Genomic DNA, 21533 nt, shown 5'->3' with positions numbered 1-21533 from the left:
TTATTGGTCTAAAACACTGACAATCGAGCCATAATCAACAAAATTGACGCGATATCTAACAACTGTCGTTATAATGAAATCAAACAATATCAACGGAGTGGATTATGAAAGTTAGCGATATTATGAGTGGCGAAGTGGTCAGTATTAGCGATATGGCCACCATTAAAGATGCCCACTTACTGATGCAAAATCGAAGCGTCCGTCACCTCCCCGTGATATCAGAAACCTCAGGCAAACTGGTTGGGGTGCTCACCCATAAAAAGATGATCGCCACCGTGATTAATATGCTCAACCAATATGGTGCTGGTGCGCTAGATCGTAAAGAAAGGAAGACGTTTGTACATGACATTATGGACAGCGATTTTCAAAAGCTAACTGTCGATGAACCGCTCGCTATTGTGGCGCAGTATTTTATTAATAATAAATTGGGGTGTTTGCCAGTCATTGATGACGAACATAACGTAATAGGGATTATCACCTCATCAGATTTTGTAAAACTGTGCGCAAAAATCCTTAATCGATAACCAGGTTTAGCCAACATTTCTAGCTAAATAGTCACTCAGCTGTCGCTTAAAATCGATCGCCCCTAATTCATCCATTGAATTAGGGGCGATCTTGGAGCACAACACGGTTTACAGTGCTGTTGACAATCAGACCTTAATTAAGGGCAATTTGTTGCAACAACACTGGTTATTTCTATATCAATAATTGGTACATCGGCAAAATTGCCAACGGTGTGGGTGTTAACGATACTAATTTGATCAACCACTTCCATACCTTCGACCACTTGTCCAAATACTGCGTAACCATCTGCGCTGGCACTGTAGTCAAGATGTGGATTGTCTAAGGTATTAATGAAAAACTGCGACGTAGCTGAATTGGGGTCATTAGTTCGCGCCATTGCCAATGTTCCACGCTCATTGCTAAGCCCAACATTAGCCTCATTAATAATGGGATCGCGACTTTCTTTCGCCACTAAACCGGCAGTAAAGCCACCCGCTTGCACCACGAAATTATTGATGACTCGATGGAACAAAGTACCGTCGTAAAACCCTTCTTCCACATACTGAATAAAGTTTTCACCAGTAACCGGTGTATTGGTGGTATCAATAGCAAGTGTTAACTGTCCGAGTTCCTCCCCTTCGGCATCAATACTCATCACGAAACACTGATCAGCACTTAATGATGGCGGAGTAGGCGTCGGTGGTGGGGTGGGTGTGGTTCCAGAGTCGCTACTTCCTCCACCACAGGCGGTCAATCCAGATAATATCAGCGCAACAAAGCCGGCTGTAGTCGGTTTAATCATATTGGGTCCTTAACTTCTCAATGAGCAGATGTTAATCCCAAGTAATTAATATAACAACCTTTTAACCAGTCAGTGTTACAAGTTGTCACCATCGGTTAATTTTTAACACGCTGCAGCATATTCATCGCCATTAATGCCACTGCGCCAGCCATTAAGCCAAATAGGGTATTTAACAAACTCGGCGTAATAAAAGCCAGCACGGGACCCACTAGCCCTAAACCATCAACTAGGGCGGCTATATGATTAATCACTTCACTCACAAGATGTAATCCGTGTGTTAAAATACCGCCGCCCACCATAAACATTGCAATAGTGCCAATAACCGTTAATCCGCGCATTAGGTAGGGAGCAGCATTGACTAGTTTGGCTCCAAGCCAATGGCCGAAGCGCACACCAACACTGACCCCCTCACGACGGGTGAGGAACAAACCAAAATCGTCTAGCTTAACGATTGCGGCCACTAGGCCATAGACACCTATGGTCATCAATATCGCAATGGCACTGAGGGTAAAGACCTGTGTCGCAAAACTACTCTGTGCCACCACGCCTAATGTGATAGCAATAATCTCTGCCGACAGCACGAAATCGGTGCGTATCGCACCGGCAATTTTCTTTTTCTCGAACGCTTGCAGATCTGCCACTGCTTCGGCGAGCTTCTCTGGGTCTATCTCAGCTTTGGTATTTCGATGCTTATAGGAGTGATAAACTTTTTCAAAGCCTTCATAACATAGAAACATCCCACCAAACATCAATAGTGGAGTGATAGCCCATGGGATAAATGCACTGATTAATAACGCACCGGGTACAAGTATGCACTTATTCTTGAATGAGCCCTTAGCTACCGCCCACACCACAGGTAACTCCCTATCGGCTGACACGCCCGATACCTGTTGGGCATTGAGCGCGAGATCATCACCGAGCACCCCTGCCGTCTTCTTCGCGGCCACTTTGCTCATTAACGCCACATCATCGAGTATCGCTGCAATATCATCGAGCAGCGCTAATAGACTCACACCAGCCATCGCTTTGTCCTTTTAGTTGTGCTGCAAATTACAGCGCAGTCCTTGTAGATCTAATTAATGCCTAAGTTACTCCCCGTATTCATCTATTACCAGTTAAGCTTTGCCGTAGGTTGGCTCACGATTATTCAGACTCGCCGTAAGCAAAGCCGTAAACTTACTCTAAGCACAATCGATTTCTACTGGCGCGATGGCAACTGTGAATCGCTGATTTTGTGACCCTATTTGGCATAAAATCACACCACGGTAGAGATAACTCAGGTTATAATAGAGCGATACTTCTCGTTAGGACACAAGCATGACTCAAGATGAAATGAAAAAAGCCGCTGGATGGGCTGCTTTAGATTATGTAGAAAAAGACAGTATTGTTGGTGTAGGCACTGGCTCCACAGTAAATCACTTCATTGACGCGCTGGCGACAATGAAAGCGGATATTGAAGGCGCGGTATCGAGTTCAGAAGCCTCTACCGAGAAGATGAAAGCATTGGGCATCCCAGTTTTTGATCTTAATTCTGTTGATGAGCTGTCGGTATACGTTGATGGCGCCGACGAAATTAATGCTCATATGGACATGATTAAAGGCGGTGGTGCGGCCCTAACCCGAGAAAAAATTGTCGCTGCTGTAGCTGAAAAGTTCGTTTGTATTGTAGACAATACCAAACAGGTCGACATTTTAGGTGAGTTCCCCCTTCCGGTAGAAGTGATCCCAATGGCTCGCTCTTACGTTGCAAGACAGCTAGTTAAGCTTGGTGGCGACCCTGTGTACCGTGAAGGCGTTGTTACCGATAACGGCAACATCATTCTTGATGTGCACAACATGAAAATCATCAACCCCAAACAAACTGAAGAGCAAATCAATCAGATTGTTGGTGTAGTCACCAATGGTTTGTTTGCTCAACGTGGTGCAGATGTACTGCTTGTTGGGAGCCCAGACGGCGTTAAAACCGTTAAATAAGCTGCTTGAAGCGCAATAAAAAGCGCCGCTGTGTCACAACAGCGGCGCTTTTTTACAATTAATACCAATCAGTATAAGAATTTGATCTACTCAGCGCGCTTTTGGCAAACTAATTCAAGGCGAATAACTGAAACAATGGTTGCTCCCTTGTGAGGTTATTCAACGCAGAAGTAGGTAGCCAAAAACGCGCCAGAATGGCGAGTTTTAGCGCTTCTGATGCTGTGTTAACAAGCTTAACCGTAGAATAACTATGCTCTTCACTCGTTGCCTTGCCTCAGAACCGCTAAACTCTCGCTGAGTGACTAAATGTTTATACTGATTGGTATAATAACTCGCAAGCTACATAGGCACGATCTGCTCGATCATCAACTGCAGTGTTTGTTTACCACGAAACTCATTCACATCGAGCTTATACACCACTTGAGCATGCTGCACGGTCGCATCTGGCCAAGTGTTGAGGTCAACATTAAACGCAATAGCATCGACCATTACTCGACTACACTCCGTTTCTAACACCAGCTTCAAGTGTTTCTCACCCACAATTCGCTGCTGCACGATTCTGAAATGGCCATCAAACAAAGGTTCTGGGAATGCTTGCCCCCATGGCCCTGCTTCTCTTATCAGCTCAGCCATTTCAATGCTGAGATCACTAGCGGTTAGCTCACCATCGCTGAGCAATTCGCCGGTCAAGTCCGCTTCATCAAGTAACTCTCTCACGACTTCATCAAACGCTTGAGCGAAGCGGTCAAACTGGCCTTTTTTCAGTGATAAACCTGCCGCCATAGCATGACCACCAAACTTAGTGATCATCCCTGGATAGCGACTATTAATCAGCTCCAAGGCATCACGCATATGCAAACCTTTAATCGAGCGCGCAGAGCCTTTGATTTCATCATCACTGGCCTGTGCAAAAGCAATAACCGGGCGGTGATATTTGTCTTTGATCCTTGAGGCCAAAATACCAATCACCCCTTGATGCCAATCGCTTTGATAAAGCGCAATGGCCCAAGGTAGCGCTTGCTCATCTAGGGACAATGCTTGCAAGCTCTTCAATGCTTCTTGCTGCATATCTGCTTCTAAATCCCGTCGCTCGGCATTGAGTCCATCTAACTCAGCAGCCATGCGCCTTGCTTGCATCATATCGTCACACAGCAGTGTTTCAACGCCTAGTGCCATCTCATCGAGACGTCCAGCGGCATTAAGCCGGGGTCCAACCGCAAAACCAAAGTCGGCGGCGATAATACGCTGCGGGTTGCGTTTAGCCACTTCCAGCAACGCCGTAATACCTGGACGGCATTGCCCAGAGCGAACTCGCTTTAACCCAGCTTGCACCAAAATCCGATTGTTACCATCCAGCGCGACCACATCGGCAACAGTGCCTAGGGCAACCACATCCAACAACTGGCCTAAATTGGGCTTGGCAATCCCCTGTTGTTGATACCAGTTGTATTGCTGCAACTTAGCCCGCACAGCCGACATAAGATAAAAAGCCACACCCACACCTGCAATCGATTTGCTACTAAAACCACAAGTGTCAATATTGGGGTTCACGATCGCATCAGCATCTGGCAGGGTTTTTCCCGGTAAATGATGGTCGGTGATCACTACCTGCATGCCCAATGCTTTGGCAGCTTTAACACCTTCAATCGATGAGATGCCATTGTCGACGGTGATCAATAACTCAGCACCTTGTTGGTAAGCAACATCGACTATCTCAGGGCTGAGGCCATAGCCAAAATCAAAACGATTGGGAATCAAATAACTGACCTGAGTGGCTCCCATCTGCCGTAAAGCTAACATACACACGGTCGTCGATGTCGCCCCATCAGCGTCAAAGTCGCCCATGATCAGGATTTTACGATTGTGCATCAGCGCTTGACAGACAATCTCGCTAGCTTCGCTCAAACCTGCCATTTCATTGGGGGTTAACAGGTTAGCGAGTGATAACTCACAATCATGAGGTTGGCAGCCGCGTACCGCATAAATTTGCTTAATCAGCCCAGGTAGGTGATGAGGTAAATGACTGTCATTTACAGGGGCGCGGCGGCGAATATTTCGAATCACAGATGCTGAACTCAGTTAACTAATCATTGGCCCGTAGAATAGCATCGCCATCGCGATAACTCACCCCTTAAACCAATCCCTATAATACCAATCAGCATAAGAATTTGCTCTACTCAGCGCACTTTGGGCAAACTAATTCGAGGCGAATGATTGAAACAATGGTTGTTCCCTTGTGAAATTATTCAACGCAGAAGTAGGCAGCCAAAAACGCGCCAGAATGGCGAGTTTTAGCGATTCTGACGCTGTGTTAACGAGCTTAACCGTAGAATAACTATGCTCTTCACTCGTTTCAAACCACATGGATGTGGTGAATGTCATTAATGCACGACTATAGGGATATAGGAGGTAGGGTAACGCAGGAGCAGTTACCGAGGAGCATTTAAGGACCTTACCTCAGAACCGCTAAACTCTCGCTGAGTGACTAAATGTTTATACTGATTGGTATAAGATGCTATAACGGAGATGAAGACCCTGTTTGGACCTAAAACTAATTTTTGTAGCTACTGGTTCATTAGGCCAATATAAGTCATAAAAAAGGCGAGCTAAGCTCGCCTTTTTTATGGATGTAATCACTAGTTAGTGATTGACTCAACGGTTCTTAATAAAGCCGCTGGCGGCTGGTAGCCTGGCACCATAGTGCCGTCTTCTAGAATAATGGCTGGCGTGCCACTCACACCGAAGCTTTGACCAAGATTGTATTGCTCAGCAATTTTGGCATCACAACTCGCTCGTTGCACGTTGCCGCCAGTTTTTGCTTCTGTCATCGCTTTTAACGGGTCTTTCGCACACCACACAGCTTCCATCTCATCAGCGTTTGCTGATGGCACACCTGCACGTGGGAATGCTAAATAGCGCACGGTAATGCCGAGATCGTTGTACTCATCCATCTCTTGATGCAGCTTACGACAATAACCGCAACTCACGTCGGTAAAAATCGTCACGACATGCTTTTCATTCTTGGCTTTGTAAACCAACATATGCTCTTCAAGTGGCTTCATCATCTCAACGCGAGGCCCGGCCATTGCCGCCTCGGTTAGATTTTTCATGCCTTTATCCATGTCATACATGTTGCCGTGCAAAAGCTTTGAACCATCTTTAGAGATATAAAGCACACCACGATTAGTCAGCGCTTCATACAAACCTGGAATGGCTGACGGTGCGATGCTATGTACATCAACACTTAGTGTATCTGTTAGCTTCTGTTTTAACGCTTGCGTGTCATCGCCTGCACTGCTTGACGCAGCACTTGCTAATGGCGCGACCATCAAACTGACCAATAGCGAAAATGTTCGGGTAAACTTCATCTTATTTCCTGTTATTCAATAGGCCAAAAATCTAATCCACATAGCATTAGACCCGACAAGTGGCAGAAAAGTTACAGCGTCAACGCCGTTAAAGCAACCATTTGCCCCGGCTTTGAGAATATTTAAAAAATCAAATCAGATAATTCATGACCTAAACCACAAAATCAACCCCGCGGATGATGCTCGCTGTGCATCTGCGCCAAGCGAGCTTTAGCCACATGGGTATAAATTTGAGTGGTCGATAAATCACTGTGGCCCAACAACAACTGCACCACGCGTAAATCTGCACCATGATTGAGTAAATGGGTAGCAAATGCATGTCGCAATGTGTGCGGCGACAAGTGACTATTAATACCGGCCCGCAGTGCATACAGCTTGATGCGGTGCCAAAAGGTTTGCCGAGTCATCATGGTGCCGCGTTTAGAAGGGAACACAACATCACTTAACTTGCCTTTTAACAGTTCATTTCTAGCCTCACCTAAATAGGCTTCAACTTCCGTTACCGCTAACTCTCCAATCGGCACTAGGCGCTCTTTGCCCCCTTTACCTACAATCCGCACTAAACCTTGACGCAAGCTAATTTGATCCATTGTTAGCCCAACAAGTTCAGACACCCGTAGTCCACTGGCGTAGAGTAATTCCATCATGGCTTTATCGCGGCATTCGATAGGATCGGCTACCTGTGGCTCAGCCAGTAATGTATCGACATCTTGCTCACTGAGCGAGTCTGGCAGATGACGGGCAAGCTTAGGGGCTTTAATCAATGCGGTGGGGTCAACTTGAATACGCTTGTCCATGATTAAGAACGCGTAAAATCGTCGTAAACTACTGAGTAATCTTGCGCTACTGCTTTTTGCAATGCCGTGCTCAACCCGATAACCGAGATAATCTCTAACATGGCTTTGGTCTGCGTCGCGCATCAATACTCCATGCTTCTGCCCGTATAGGTCATAGCCTTGTAAGTCAGTGCGATAGGCCGCAAGCGTGTTATCGCTGAGCCCTTTTTGCGCCCATAACTGGTCCAAAAAAATCTCAATAAGTGGGTCGGCTTGATAAGCTGATTTGTCCATGGACGCTAGTTTCCCATATAAAAAACGGCGCAAACTGCTATGAGTCTGCGCCGTTATACTAACTTAGCTTAATCGCTCGCTTCAATAAGCTCGAATGTTAACTCGCGGCAACTTGGGCATTATTAGGTTTTATAAATAAACACACCACTATGGTTACTGCTGTCGGAAGCAACCATGCCATGCCTTCATTATGCAGTGGCATAAACTCAAACAAACTCATGTCGGCACCCGCAGCTTTCAGTCCATCAATGATACCAAATACCAATGCGACACTGAGTACGAGTCGATGTGAAAATGCAGGTTTTGGAAACTTCTCCGTTAAGTAAGTCACCGCTACTAGTGCGATAGCAACAGGGTAAATGGTCACTAACACAGGAATACTGATACTAATTAGCTGTGCAAGTCCCACGTTCGCTACCGTGGCACAAATCACACTCATTACCACAACCAACAATTTATAAGATAGGGTCGGGATAAGCTCATTGAAATACTCAGCGCAAGCTGTCACTAGGCCGACAACTGTAGTCAAACAAGCCAGTGTCACTACCATTGCCAGCAATACTTGGCCTGCAGCACCAAACTCATGATTGACATAGTTAGTTAAAATCACTCCGCCATTATCTGCACCCGCTGCAAAATCTCCCGCTGTCGAGCCTAAATAGAATAGCGACACATAAACGAAAGCCAATCCACCAGCAGCAATTAACGCGGCACGAATGAGGTACTTAGTTTGCTCTTTAGGTTCATTGACGCCTTTCTTACGCAAGATATCGATAATCAACATACCGAAAATCAATGAAGCCAAGGTATCCATGGTGTTATAGCCTTCCAAAATACCTTTGGTTAGCGGGCTAGTTTGATAATCACCTACCGCATCACTCACGCCAGAACCTGGCACCAACACAACTGAAACCGCAAGACCTACCAATAGGAATATCAATACTGGTGTCAGCACTTTACCGACGTTATCAAGTAGCTTGCCAGGATAAAGCGACAAGACTAACGCAATGCCAAAAAAGGCTAAGGTATAAATCAATTGCGAGGTATTGAGCTCAATGGCCCCAATGGCAAAAGTCGCACTGCCATCTATAAATGGTTTAAAGCCCATTTCGTAGGCAACCAGCCCGGCACGAGGCGCGGCAAACGCTGGACCAATAATAATATAAATAGCGACGGCTAACGCTGTTGCAGCGAAAGCGGGCAACAACGCCATCACTTTACCATTGGCCTTTGCCACGGCAATCAAAGTGATTAACGGTAATGTCACCGCGGTAATAAGAAAGCCAATCATGGCTAAAGTGATATTTTCGCCAGCTAAATAGCCGGCTAAAGGTGGAAAAATTAAATTACCCGCACCAAGAAAAAAGGCAAAGGTCATAAACCCTAACCCTACGGTATCTGCCAAGCCCATCTTATTATTCTGCACGCGCTGCCCCATTATTTCTGCTTGTGTGTTTTGCTCTGTATTATTTCGCCTTATGGCACCATAAAAGAGATTATTATAACGACGTGTAAATTTAGAATTACACTTTTCTCTGGTAAACATGGCCTGATAACGGCGACTTTTTGAACTACAGCAGAATTAACCAACGCTAACCATGCTCTCAAACTGCTTTACCTATTACATTTGCGCTTCAAACTGGCAAATGCGCCCCTACTATTAGCAAACTGGTAAAAATTTAACAAGCAAGGGCGTAGCATTCCGCCCAATCAGCACCAAAAATCTTACAGACAAAAAACACAACTCCTACAATTATTACAACCAAGCACAATACGCAGTAGCAGCATCATCTAGGCAACATCGAAACAACAGCTAACAGCACGAGCCACAATGCAGTACACTGAGCCGGTTGTTAACTCTTAACTTTGTGTAGCGCGTTATGGCATTTACTTTCAAACAGTTTCATATTGATGATCACGGGTGTGGTATGCCCGTTAGCACCGACGGTGTGATTTTAGGTGCCTGGGCAAAGCTAGTGAATGCTAAACATATTCTTGATATTGGCGCAGGCTCAGGCTTACTGAGCTTAATGGCGGCCCAGCGCAGTCAGGGGCAAATTACCGCCGTTGAAATCGATAGCGTAGCGGCAAAAGCTTGTCAGTCAAATTTCAGCCAATCGCCATGGCAAAACAGGTTAAAGGTCCATCATGGCTGTATTTCTACATTGCCATATTCACTTTTATTTGATCACATCATCTGTAATCCACCCTATTTTAATCATGGTCCACGAGCACAATGCGACAAGCGAGCCCAAGCGCGCCACACCCAGACATTGTCATTTAATGATCTTTGCCAACACATCGAGCAACGACTACAGCCCACAGGTAATGCCTCGGTCATCATTCCAAGCCAGAGTTTGATCGACTTTGAACAAGCAGCAAAACAACATCAGTTACACATTAGGTTACGCACCGATATTGCCAGTACCTTAAATAAACCCGCAGCTCGCCACTTGCTGATGCTAAGCAAATCTCCCTGCAACACTGTGCCAGACAGCGTGCCAGAGACATTAGTTATCCGCGATAACAACAACCAGTACACGGCAGCGATGGTCGCCCTAACCAAGGCTTTCTATTTAAATCTTTGATCCTCGCTATACTTTAGTTTTTACGTGACACGCAAAAGCGCGCAAGCGCCTAGCGCTTATAGTGATGAAGCGCTATAATGTCGCGCTATTTTTTACTGAGATGCAGCGCATGCTATTTGAAGATTTTCAACTTGATCCAACGCTACTTGAATCGTTAAAAGCGATGGGGCACAAAACCCCAACCTCGATTCAGCAACAAACAATTCCATTGGCGATGGAGCAACAAGATATTCTCGCTAGAGCACCGACAGGAACAGGCAAGACAGCCAGCTTCTTGCTACCAGCGCTGCAACACATCATTGACTTCCCACGTCGATTTTCTGGCCATGCAAGAGTGTTGATATTAACCCCCACTCGCGAACTTGCCAGCCAGGTACACCGTTATGCTTCACATCTGGCAACGGGACTCAATTTAGATATAGGCATTGTTACTGGCGGCGTCCCATACGCACCGCAAGAGAAAGCCTTGAAAGAAAACATCGATATCTTGGTGGCAACACCTGGACGTTTGATGGAATACCTAGATAAAGACCTGTTTGATGCACAATCGGTTGAAATGCTCATTATTGATGAAGCTGACCGCATGCTAGATATGGGCTTCTCATCTGTGGTACAAGCGATTGCGATTCAAGCTCAGGGCCGCAAGCAAAACATGTTATTTTCTGCCACCCTTGAAGGTGGTGGAGTCACGCGATTTGCCAAAGAGTTGTTAACCGATCCTGTGACTATTGAAACTCAGCCTCCTCGCAGCGAAAAGGCTAAAATCCATCAGTGGATCCATTTAGCCGATGACAAAAACCACAAGTATGCCTTGCTTTGTCATATTTTGCGCCGCGAAGAAGTCAAACGTGCAGTCGTGTTTGTCAAAACCCGCGAAGTGGTTGCCAGCTTGGAAGGACAGCTCAATAAGGCCGGTATCAGCTGTGCATTCATGCGTGGTGATATGGAACAAAAAGCGCGTTTTCAGGCGTTAGGTCGATTCACCAAAGGCGAAGTGAGCGTATTGTTAGCAACAGATGTCGCGGCCCGTGGTATCGATGTTGACGATATTACCCATGTGATCAATTACGATATGCCTCGCTCTGCCGATGCTTATGTCCATCGTATTGGCCGTACAGGTCGTGCCGGCAACAAAGGCACCGCCATCTCTCTAGCTGAAGCGCATGATATGCGCATCGTTGCAAAAATTGAGCGTTATATCGAACAGCCGCTTAAACGTCGTATTATTGAAGAGCTACGTCCAAAACACAAAGAAGCCCGTCCGCCTTCAAAAAAGAAAGTGAAAGCATCAGACAGTAAAAAGGTTAACAAGAAGTTTAAAGCGAAGAAAAAGAAAAAATAGTTCAGTTATCGCTGATTAAAATTCAAACAAAGCCACCTATCACTCGGTGGCTTTGTTATTTTAAGCCGTCGACTTATATCCATTAGAATTAAAAATGGATCAACTCAATGTGATTTCTAGCAGGCTGACCCTATCCTAACAATGGGCACAAGCATTACTCTTTTTTAAGCTTGTTCAAGAGGAAGCCAGTTGTCATAAGTCATCCCCAAAAGCGCGTTTTTGCCCCAATATGCGCAGCTGACTCAGGTGAATCAGCCCCTATGCAGCCTGTTCTTTGAACAACTCTCCTCACGCAAAGTCACAAAATCTTTATACTAGTGAGCATTACTTAAGAATATTCAATTATTCGCCATCTCAATTAAATAAGTAATTCAGAAACATTTTATTTACAAAAATAGTTTTCACAGCCTGCAACACTCTGGTAATTTATAGGGTAGAAAAATTAAGCATGGACGTGCGTGAATATAATGTTAAAAAAAATCCTACGTAGAATCTCACCTCTTCTTATTCTTGTGGTATTTATCGGTTTAGCTAGCGCTTTGCTTAGTACTCAACAAGCACCTGAACAAAAAGAGCAACAAACCCCAGTACCGATTGTTGATGTGACTCAAGTCAGTGCCCAAACACTCTCATTAAACTTACCCTCATACGGTGTCGTGACTCCAAAATATAAAACTCAATTGGTCACCGAAGTCCAAGGCCGTATGTTAGAAATTTCCAATAAGTTTGTTGCTGGCGGCGTGGTAAAGCAAGGTGATGTTTTGGCAGTCATTGAGCCGTCAGACTACGAGGCCGATTTTATGCAAGCTGAGGCCAGCTTAGCCCAAGCACAAGCATCACTTGAAGAAGAGATGGCCAAAGGCGAAGTCGCTAAAATCGACTGGCAGGGATATGACGGTGGCGTGCCACCAGAACTCGGTTTACGGGTACCGCAACTAAAAAAAGAACAAGCCAATGTTAAATTTGCCCAAGCGGCGCTGGCTCGTGCACAACGTAATTTAGAGCGCACCACTATCCGCGCACCATTTGATGGCATTATTAAGTCTCGCAATGTCGATTTAGGCCAATATGTCACCTTAGGTACCAACCTCGGTGAACTGTATGACACCCATATCGCAGAAATACGCTTACCACTAGCAAACAATGATCTCGCTTACTTAGAGTCGGTTGATAATCCCGATACTCAAGTGACCCTCAGTGCAGAGCTCGCCGGTAAAGTGGTCACTTGGCAAGGGAATATCATTCGCAGCGAAGGCGTCATTGATGCCGAAAACCGTATGGTGTATCTGGTCGCTGAAATTAAAGACCCCTATTTAAGAAACAACAAAGTCGATGGCCAATTGCCACTCAAATATGGCAGCTTTGTCACCGCGGTGATTAAAGGTCGTACGGTTGATGGAATCGTCAAGTTACCTCGCCACATAGTCCGCAATGGCAATGTCGCTGTTGTGGGTGCGGACAGCACAGTGGAAATACGTCCGGTCAATGTAGTTCGCACTGACATCGAGTTTGTCTATATTAAAGACAACCTTAAAGATGGTGAGCGAATTTCAGTTACCAACATCAATACCATTACCAATGGTCAGTTAGTCAAAGTGATTGGTGAGACTTCAGGTCAAAGTCAAGACGACACATCAACTGGCACCCTAGTCGCAGCAGGTGAGCAGTAATGGAGAAACAAACAGGAATCATTGCCTGGTTCGCCCGCAATAACGTCGCTTCTAATCTACTAATGTGGCTGATTTTGGTAGGCGGCTTATTTAGCACCTTCATGATCAACAAAGAGGTTTTCCCCACCTTCGAGCTCAACTACTTACGTATTTCGGTCGCCTACCCTGGCGCCGCACCGCAAGAGATTGAGGAAGGCATTACCATTAAAATTGAAGAATCCATTCAAGACATTAGTGGCATTAAGAAAGTCACCTCTGTCGCGAGTGAAGGCTTTGGCAATGTCACCATAGAAGTGGAAGATGGCTTTGAGCCTCAAGATATTCTCGATGAAGTTAAGCTGCGCATTGATGCGATATCTACCTTCCCAGATAACATTGAAAAGCCCAATATCTTTCGCATCAAGCCCGAGAACAACGTAGTTTGGGTCTCTGTGTACGGTGATATCAGTCTGTATGAGATGAAAGAACTGGCAAAAGATATTCGCGAAGATCTTACCCAGCTTCCGTCTGTGACCCGCGCGCAAGTGACTGGTGTACGCGAATATGAAATTGGCATTGAACTATCGGAAGATAAATTACGTGAATATGGATTGTCGTTCGAGCAAGTCGCCCAAGCAGTGCGCGCCTCATCTATTGACTTACCCGGTGGTTCAATTCGCGCCCAAGATGGTGACATACTGCTGCGTACCAAAGGCCAAGCCTACACTGGTGATGACTTCTCGCAAATAGTAGTCAGCACTCGTCCTGACGGTAGTCGTATTATGCTGCCGCAGGTCGCCACCATTAAGGACGATTTTGAAGAGCGGCTTGAATACACCCGCTTTAATGGTCACCCTGCAGCGATCATTGAAGTTTTAAGTGTGGACGATCAAAACGCGTTAGCCATCTCCGAAGAGGTCAAAGACTATATTGCTAAGCAGCAAGAGTTTTTACCAACGGGTGCCAAGCTCGATACCTGGGGGGATTTAACTCACTACCTTAAGGGTCGACTGAACATGATGCTGTCTAACATGTTCTACGGCGCCCTATTAGTCTTTATAATTCTGGCATTGTTCCTTGAACTGAAGCTGGCGTTCTGGGTGATGGTAGGCCTGCCGGTTTGTTTCTTAGGCGCCATGTTGCTCATGCCTATGGAACCGTTTTCGTTGTCGATAAACATGTTAACCCTATTTGCCTTTATTCTGGTGCTGGGGATAGTGGTCGATGACGCCATTGTTATTGGTGAAAGCGCTTATAGTGAAATAGAACGCCATGGTCACTCATTGGAAAATGTCGTTAAAGGCGCCAAAAAGGTCGCCATGCCGGCCACCTTTGGGGTACTGACGACCATTGCGGCCTTTATGCCCATGCTCATGGTTTCAGGGCCGATGGCAATTATCTGGAAATCTATCGGTTTGGTGGTCATTCTGTGTTTGGCCTTTTCACTCGTTGAGTCCAAACTGATTTTGCCGGCCCATTTGGCTCATATGCGCCCTAAACAACCTAATCCCAATCCCAATGCATTTGTACGTTTTAAAATTGCGCTCAACGCTAAACTGCAGCACTTTATCCACAATCAGTATCGGCAGTTTTTGCAGTATTGCATAAAGCAGCGCTACAACGTGGTGGCCACTTTTATTGGCGTACTAATTTTGTCCATCGCTTTAGTGATGAGTGGTAAAGTTCGCTGGGTATTTTTCCCGGATATTCCGTCAGACTTTATTCAAGTCAATCTTGAAATGGATGTGGGCAGTTCTGAGGCCAATACCCTCAAAACCGTTAAAGAAATTGAAGATGCGCTGTATACCATGAACAATGATATGGAGCAGAAATACGGTGCACCAGTGGTACAGCACAGCTTTATTAATATGGGTTCGCGTACATCAGCCTTTATATTTGCCGAGCTAACTAAGGGCGAAGATCGAGAAGTTGATGGTAATACTATCGCGACGGCATGGCGCGAAGCCCTGCCGGAATTGATTGCAGTAAAAAAACTCAACATTAATTCCAGTACCAATGAGGGTGGCGGAGACATCTCCTTTAGATTGACCTCAAGCAACCTAGAGCAATTAAGCCAAGCCTCAACAGAGCTAAAGCAAAAACTAAAAACCTATGAAGGTGTATATGACATTTCCGATAACTTCTCATCTGGAAGTCATGAAATTAGATTGGATATTAAGCCTGAGGCCGAAGCATTAGGGTTGACCTTATCTGATCTTGCTAGCCAAGTTCGCTATGGTTTTTACGGCTTTGAAGCACAACGCATATTGCGCAATAAAGAAGAAGTCAAAGTGATGGTACGCTACCCGCTAGAGCAGCGCCGTACCATTGGTCATCTCGAAAATATGATGATCCGCACGCCACAAGGCGTGTCTGTACCCTTCTCTAGTGTGGCCAGTATTGAGATGGGCGATTCATACTCCTCCATTACTCGTGTAGACGGTCGCCGTGCTATCACTATATCGGCGACAGCGAACACCAACATTGTTGAGCCCTCTAAAGTCGTTGCTGAAATTCAAGAAGATTTCTTGCCTTACTTAGAAGCGCAATATCCACAGATTTCAACCAGTTTAGATGGCGGCAGCGCTGATGAACAAACGGCAATGGTAGGGCTTATTCAAGGCTTCTTCTTTGCCATGTTCACCATTTATGCACTAATGGCGATTCCGTTAAAGAGCTACAGTCAACCACTGATTATCATGTCGGTTATTCCGTTTGGTATGATTGGCGCCTTATTTGGCCACTTCATCTTGGGCTTATCGATGAGCGTGCTGAGCTTGTGTGGTATCGTCGCGCTAGCAGGAGTTGTCGTCAATGACTCATTGATTTTAGTCGACTTTGTCAACAAAGCACGGGCTGAGGGACACTCAATCACCCAAGCTGCAATCGATTCTGGTTGTCATCGTTTTAGGGCAATCATTCTGACTTCGATGACCACCTTTGTAGGCCTAGTGCCGATTATTATGGAAAAGAGCTTACAAGCACAAATTGTGATTCCCATGGCAACATCACTGGCATTTGGTATTGTATTCTCAACCGTAGTGACACTGATTTTAGTCCCGCTGCTGTATATCATCTTGGATGACTTTAGGCGTACCGCAAGCCGCTTCTTCCACTGGTGGTGGCAACCTAAGAGCGCGGTTAGCTCGAAGTAGCATCTGTAAAAGGGAGGCCTAGCCTCCCTTTTTGATCTAAGCAACATTTTCATTGACCACTTTGACGTAGACTAAGCGCAAGCTTCTTTTGGACTGCGACTATGACTGCCACCTTAGTTTACGACATTCGTCAATCACGCTATCTCAATATCACCGGACGATGCACGCTACGCTGCCAGTTTTGCCCAAAACACAACGGCAGTAAGCAAGTACATCAATACCAGCTTGATCTAAAACATCAGCCCACAGCAGAGGAAGTCATTGCCTTACTTGGTGAGGTTAAAGACTATGACGAATACGTATTTTGTGGCTATGGTGAACCCACTCTTAACTTAACAACCTTACTCAAGGTAGCTGCCGAGATAAAACACCGAGGCGGTAAGGTCAGGGTCAATACCGACGGGCTCGGTAATCTGTTTCATCGGCGCAATATCTTGCCTGAGCTGGCCGAGGTAGTCGATGCCTTGTCTATTTCACTTAATGCCGATACCGAAACTTGGTATAACCACCATTGCCAACCTAAGTTAAAAGGGGCTTACCAAGCACTGCATCAGTTTATCGCCCTCGCGCCGCGCTATATTAAACAGGTGCAAGTTTCAGCCATTGACGGTCTTGAAGGGGTAGATATCAACGCCTGCCAAACCCAAGTTGAAGCCGCAGGCGCAGACTTTAAACCCAGAACCCTCGGTATTGTGGGTTAATAAATGGCTGCGAGTACAAACGGGTCGAAACTAGCACAGCTAATTATCTCAACTGAACTAAGACAATCCCTAAGTTAGCAATAGGTTAGTCAGCTGTAACTAACGGTGTTGTTGGGTATAATTCGTGCTAACATACGCCCATGATTCATATAGGCAATTGAATGTACGCTGCATGTTAACCCCAAAAATACCACAACTGATCCCCGCCCAAGGCATTCATTGGTCAACTCAACGCGTTGTGGCAGTCGTTACCCAAATATCAATACTGATCATTGCCATGATTTTATTGAGTAATGTGGTTATCACTCTGGGTGAGCGTCGCTTGCAAGAAGACTGGGCTGCGCAGCGTTATAGCGAACTGCAAGCCGTAGGCAGTTTGATTGCCGATAAAGTATCATTTCAACAATTTCGCACCCAAATGTTCGCTAAGTCTGAACTGCTTAACCGCTACCTCAATATCCCCAGCGAAGTCAGACAACTGAAACTTGAGCAAAACTGGGATGTGATAACCAGTAATATTCCAGAGCTATTGGATATCGCCCTCTTTGACCCCCAAGGAAAATTTAAATTCTCAACCACCGAAAATTTTAGCCATGAGCCGCTGCCCCCAGCGTTACTCGGTGGTTCTCGTAATATGGGCGGCAATGAAATATATACCTCTGCGCTGGAATTTACCCCCATCAATGGCAAACTTGAGCCTTACATGTATCAGCTCGCTTGGCTCGAAAATCCTGATCAAAGTATCCGTGGTTATTTGGTCACGTATAACTCTATGTCGCGGATGTTAAAAAGCATTAAACCTGCATACTCCAGTACCGAATCGCCGTTGTTAATGCTAGATACCCAAGGTTTGCTGTATGCGGGCGCAGAAAAGAAACCAACAATCAAACGTATTCCTGACACCATGGGCGGCAGTCTCAAACAAACTTACCCAGCATTATGGCGTAAAATGGCCATGAGTAACTTTGGCCAGTTCCATGGTGATGACGCCACCTTCGTCTATTTAAAAGTTGAGCTGGCAACCCAGTATGAGGCAAGAAGAGAGTATTTCCTCGTGTCTTATGTGCGCAATGATGATATTGCTGCCAATTTTTCAGAGTGGCGTAACATATTAATCACGGTAGGTATCGCCCTCACCACGTTAGCCTCATTGTTGATTTTATTGAGCCATTTCTACCGATTAGAGCAGCGTTCACGACAATACAGTGCGCAATTAGCAAGTCGGTTATTTGGTCTAGATGGCGGCTGCTTGATTGTCAATGACACCCACCGGGTCATTAGCGCCAATGAGCAAGCGGCCCATATACTCTCAAGTCCGATTGATGAACTAAAAGAGCGTAGCCTGCAACGTATTTTACAGTTAGAGGATGAGCAATTTGAGCAAGTATTGTCTCATCTAAAGGAGCACAGTTATTGGTCTTCTGAGTTAGCCGATCCTGATGCCAACGCGCCCAAGCTTCGCGTGGTGATAAAGTCTGAAACTGATAACCATTTTAACCCTTATTTACTTGTGTCGTTTGAAGACATCACGGTTTTAAAACAAACCCAGCACAAGGCTCATCTCAATGAATTACTCAACGACAATGCCGTTGCCACAGCGCTTATCCAAGCGGATGGCAGCTTAGAGATGGCAAATGGTGCCTTCCAATCGCTAATGTCGGTCACACCTGAACAACAAGTTAATCTGATTAAACTGCTCAACAATGACCTCGGTGAACAGTGGTCAAGTATTTGTCAGCAAATCATGTTGCAAGGTCAATGGCAGGGTAAATTACTATGTGAAGCGCCCCAATTGGACAATCACTGCGTACAAGCCACACTCAAGGGGCACTTAGATAACGCGGGCGATATTGAGTATATCGTTTGTACACTTGAACGAGCGATAGACAAGGAGCCGCAAGCTGAGCAAGGCAACCTTAAGCCTCATCGCAGTACAATTTTAACCAACTTACGCGACTTAGATAATTACTTTACCTCTTTGTCACCATTCAATCGCGATAGTTCAAGTTTAGTGCTAATGGATATTACCGCTGAAGGTATGCTTAGCCACATGAGTGATATTGGTCAATTAGAAAGTCGCCAAAAAGAAGTTGAGCTGCACCTCCTCAAAGGGCTGCCGATGCCTTATCAAATGTCCCATTGGCAACTCGGTAAGCTGATTATTATCTTACCTAACACCAGCGCCGATAACGCCCATCAATTTGCAGTAAAGTCACTTAATGATCTCAATGACATTGGTCTTGGCAGTGGCATTTGTATGGGGATTGCCGCTTACCAACAAGGGCAAAGCTTAGAGCTATTTTTAAGTAATGCTGAAGTTGCGCTTAAGCGCGCGAAACAAATTGGCGAACAGAACATTTGCCAAGCCTTTACTCGCCAAAGCTAATTGCGACCGCGCCAGCACAAAACTGGCGCAATCACCTTCTTGTGTTGTTTGCCTCACTAAGTACATAAAATGCGCTGTTAGTGATGCTACTTTTCTGCTTTTAATACTAAAAATTAGAGTAGAAATACAAATTAAAAAATTCTGTGCTAACGTTAATGCTATCGAGATGTGCAATCTCACCTAGATGGAGCTTAGGTATGTCGATAGAATTAAATCAAAATGAAGCAGTGATAAAGCGGGCCAATGCAGGGCTGCAATCGGTATCGGGCAGTGTGCCCATTCAAAATGGTGATTTACAGCTCACCGATCAACGTTTAATTCTAAAAGTATTTCACCAAGACAGACAACAACAAGTCATTGAGGTTCACTTGTCTTCTATCGCTCACCTAGAAAAAGGCTGGACTAAGATTCTAGGGATTATTCCAATTATGCACAATGCGCTGATTGTACATCGCCATGATGCCAGCACGCTTAATTTAAGCGTTGCCCAGGTCGATGACTGGCTTAATGCCATTGATGAACAAGCAGCACAATTTATCTAGCGCCGTTAATTACGCTATATAAATCTAAATATCATCCATAGGGTTAACGCCACTGGGCAGTTCACTTTGGCTAATATCGACAATTGTGGAACGATTCATGGTGATTTTGTAGCGAGCATATTGCGGCTCACCTTTGCCCTCTCTTAAGGACAAAATCAGGTTAATTTGATAACGCCGCTCTACCGAATCGGAGGCAATTTTGCCTTCATGCTCGCGATAAATCTTCGCTTTTCCCCGCTCCAAATAGCGGGCAAACGGTGCAAGGCTTAGGTTGACCTGCTCTTGAATGGTTGAATAGCCCGCTAATAACTCTTTGTGGGCAACCCGAGTATGCAAACCATAATGCAGCACCTCAGCATCCAACTTATTCTGCCGATGACGACGCTTTAGAATGCGCTGTATTACCGCTGGTAACTCTTTACTCTTTACAAACTCAATCCAAATTAATTGCTTAGCAACGGTTGCTTGACTGGTGGTATCGGTCAAAACCCGGCTCCAGCGTGGGCGTCCCTTTTGTATCCAGCGCCACAGCGCATTGCGAATGTCATCCTTAAAAATCTCACGAAAACCATATATCACAGCCAGTGTGAGTACCAATGCTATCGTCAGTCCACTAAACACACCCTGCGCTTTGATGATCAATGCCGAAACCACCAGCATGACCATCGCTGTAGCAAAACCTGTGGTGAGCTTCTTTAACCCAACGCCTAACGTTTTTAAGTCTTCTTTTAATACGACACCCTGCTGGATAAGCCGGCGTAGTAACAACATTTTGTTAGAGATACGATTGGGCTCGTCAATGGTTTGCTGCGAATTATAATTCAGCTTGTGTCTATGCTCACTTTCACTTCGACAAAATGCAATAACCGCTTCGGTAACTTCACTGTAGTCACTGCTTCTTGGCGCATGGGATAGTAATTTCAGTAGCCGTTGCTCACACAGCCAAGACAGGTAATTATCTGCGTTTTCAAAGTAAGATTTCCACTTTTCATCACTCGGTTCATTGCGGCGAAACTTCTTCATTAACTGCTCGATGATATCTCGCAGCTCAGCTAATGCAGGGTAAAACTCGCTTACATCTTCAACCTGCGACAACTCCTTGCTATCGGTTTCGATAGCAACCGCAAACTGGTATGCAAACAAGTTTAGATAAAGACGAAACTCTTCAACGGTACGCTTTTTCTGGCTAATAAAACGGCTTTGTACGAGGGGAAGATGTAAACCTGATGAATAGTATGAGCGGCGGCCGCTTATCGCTGAGTGATAATACTCTTCTTCGTCAATACTATGCGGACCAATTCCCATCTCTTTGGGTAAAAATAGATATAAATCCAAACGACGATTGTCACCCACCTTCATCTGATGGATAAACTTGATAGATAAGGACTCTTCTTGCTTGACGGTAACTTTAGACACAGGCCTCCTAACGATTAGCCAACGACTTAAAGTTAT

The 21533-nt window shown here is 45.3% G+C and carries 16 protein-coding genes; 9 read left to right on the top strand and 7 right to left on the bottom strand.

Translation table 11 applies throughout. The annotated features are described in order from the left end of the window. The first annotated feature begins 104 nt into the window (after positions 1–104). Entirely contained in the window at positions 105–524 is a 420-nt protein-coding gene (locus FLM48_RS04180; protein WP_028772532.1) for an HPP family protein, read from the top strand. Positions 525–661: 137 nt separating this feature from the next. Here FLM48_RS04180 and FLM48_RS04175 read toward each other — a convergent pair whose 3' ends face one another. Both FLM48_RS04175 and FLM48_RS04170 read right to left on the bottom strand, forming a co-directional pair. Continuing rightward, positions 662–1306, bottom strand: a complete 645-nt coding sequence (locus FLM48_RS04175; protein WP_179023674.1) for a peptidylprolyl isomerase — start codon at positions 1304–1306, stop codon at positions 662–664. Positions 1307–1401: 95 nt separating this feature from the next. Continuing rightward, positions 1402–2328: a DUF808 domain-containing protein gene (locus FLM48_RS04170; RefSeq protein WP_179023672.1), complete on the bottom strand. Its 927-nt coding sequence runs from the start codon at positions 2326–2328 to the stop codon at positions 1402–1404. Positions 2329–2623: 295 nt separating this feature from the next. On the opposite strand from FLM48_RS04170, the gene rpiA reads away from it, so the two are divergent. Further along, positions 2624–3280 carry a ribose-5-phosphate isomerase RpiA gene (gene rpiA, locus FLM48_RS04165; protein ID WP_179023670.1) on the top strand — a complete coding sequence of 219 codons (657 nt, stop codon included), beginning with the start codon at positions 2624–2626 and terminating at the stop codon, positions 3278–3280. A 339-nt stretch (positions 3281–3619) separates the two neighbouring features. Here rpiA and recJ read toward each other — a convergent pair whose 3' ends face one another. From recJ to brnQ, 4 genes are all read right to left on the bottom strand, one after another. Beyond that, positions 3620–5344: a single-stranded-DNA-specific exonuclease RecJ gene (gene recJ / locus FLM48_RS04160; protein ID WP_179023668.1), complete on the bottom strand. Its 1725-nt coding sequence runs from the start codon at positions 5342–5344 to the stop codon at positions 3620–3622. A 572-nt stretch (positions 5345–5916) separates the two neighbouring features. Continuing rightward, positions 5917–6648 (bottom strand): bifunctional protein-disulfide isomerase/oxidoreductase DsbC, encoded by a 732-nt coding sequence (gene dsbC, locus FLM48_RS04155; protein ID WP_028772527.1) that lies wholly within the window; start codon positions 6646–6648, stop codon positions 5917–5919. 164 nt (positions 6649–6812) lie between these two features. Then, a complete protein-coding gene (xerD, locus tag FLM48_RS04150) occupies positions 6813–7718 on the bottom strand; it encodes a site-specific tyrosine recombinase XerD (RefSeq protein WP_028772526.1) in 906 nt (301 codons plus the stop codon). 97 nt (positions 7719–7815) lie between these two features. Then, positions 7816–9156, bottom strand: a complete 1341-nt coding sequence (gene brnQ, locus FLM48_RS04145; protein WP_037470679.1) for a branched-chain amino acid transport system II carrier protein — start codon at positions 9154–9156, stop codon at positions 7816–7818. A 442-nt stretch (positions 9157–9598) separates the two neighbouring features. On the opposite strand from brnQ, the gene FLM48_RS04140 reads away from it, so the two are divergent. The 7 genes from FLM48_RS04140 (at position 9599) to FLM48_RS04110 (ending at position 20081) form a co-directional block, all read left to right on the top strand. Next, positions 9599–10306: a tRNA1(Val) (adenine(37)-N6)-methyltransferase gene (locus tag FLM48_RS04140; RefSeq protein ID WP_179023666.1), complete on the top strand. Its 708-nt coding sequence runs from the start codon at positions 9599–9601 to the stop codon at positions 10304–10306. 109 nt (positions 10307–10415) lie between these two features. After that, positions 10416–11648 carry an ATP-dependent RNA helicase SrmB gene (srmB, locus tag FLM48_RS04135; RefSeq protein WP_028772523.1) on the top strand — a complete coding sequence of 411 codons (1233 nt, stop codon included), beginning with the start codon at positions 10416–10418 and terminating at the stop codon, positions 11646–11648. 467 nt (positions 11649–12115) lie between these two features. Beyond that, positions 12116–13318, top strand: coding sequence for an efflux RND transporter periplasmic adaptor subunit (locus FLM48_RS04130; protein ID WP_179023664.1), 1203 nt, complete (start codon positions 12116–12118; stop codon positions 13316–13318). After that, entirely contained in the window at positions 13318–16452 is a 3135-nt protein-coding gene (locus FLM48_RS04125) for an efflux RND transporter permease subunit (protein WP_179023662.1), read from the top strand. The genes FLM48_RS04130 and FLM48_RS04125 overlap by 1 nt, the downstream gene beginning before the upstream one ends. Positions 16453–16553: 101 nt before the next feature. Further along, positions 16554–17153 (top strand): TatD family nuclease-associated radical SAM protein, encoded by a 600-nt coding sequence (locus FLM48_RS04120; RefSeq protein ID WP_028772520.1) that lies wholly within the window; start codon positions 16554–16556, stop codon positions 17151–17153. 172 nt (positions 17154–17325) lie between these two features. Next, positions 17326–19539 (top strand): diguanylate cyclase, encoded by a 2214-nt coding sequence (locus FLM48_RS04115; protein ID WP_179023660.1) that lies wholly within the window; start codon positions 17326–17328, stop codon positions 19537–19539. 197 nt (positions 19540–19736) lie between these two features. Then, on the top strand, positions 19737–20081 hold the full coding sequence (locus FLM48_RS04110) for a hypothetical protein (protein WP_028772518.1): 345 nt from the start codon (positions 19737–19739) through the stop codon (positions 20079–20081). Between the two features lie 24 nt (positions 20082–20105). Here the strand turns inward: FLM48_RS04110 and FLM48_RS04105 are convergent, their stop codons facing one another. Continuing rightward, positions 20106–21497, bottom strand: a complete 1392-nt coding sequence (locus tag FLM48_RS04105) for a hypothetical protein (RefSeq protein WP_179023658.1) — start codon at positions 21495–21497, stop codon at positions 20106–20108. Between the last annotated feature and the right edge of the window lie 36 nt (positions 21498–21533).

This window comes from Shewanella sp. Scap07 (assembly GCF_013394145.1).
Lineage (GTDB): Bacteria > Pseudomonadota > Gammaproteobacteria > Enterobacterales > Shewanellaceae > Shewanella > Shewanella waksmanii.
This window is presented reverse-complemented; position numbering and strand designations above follow the sequence as displayed.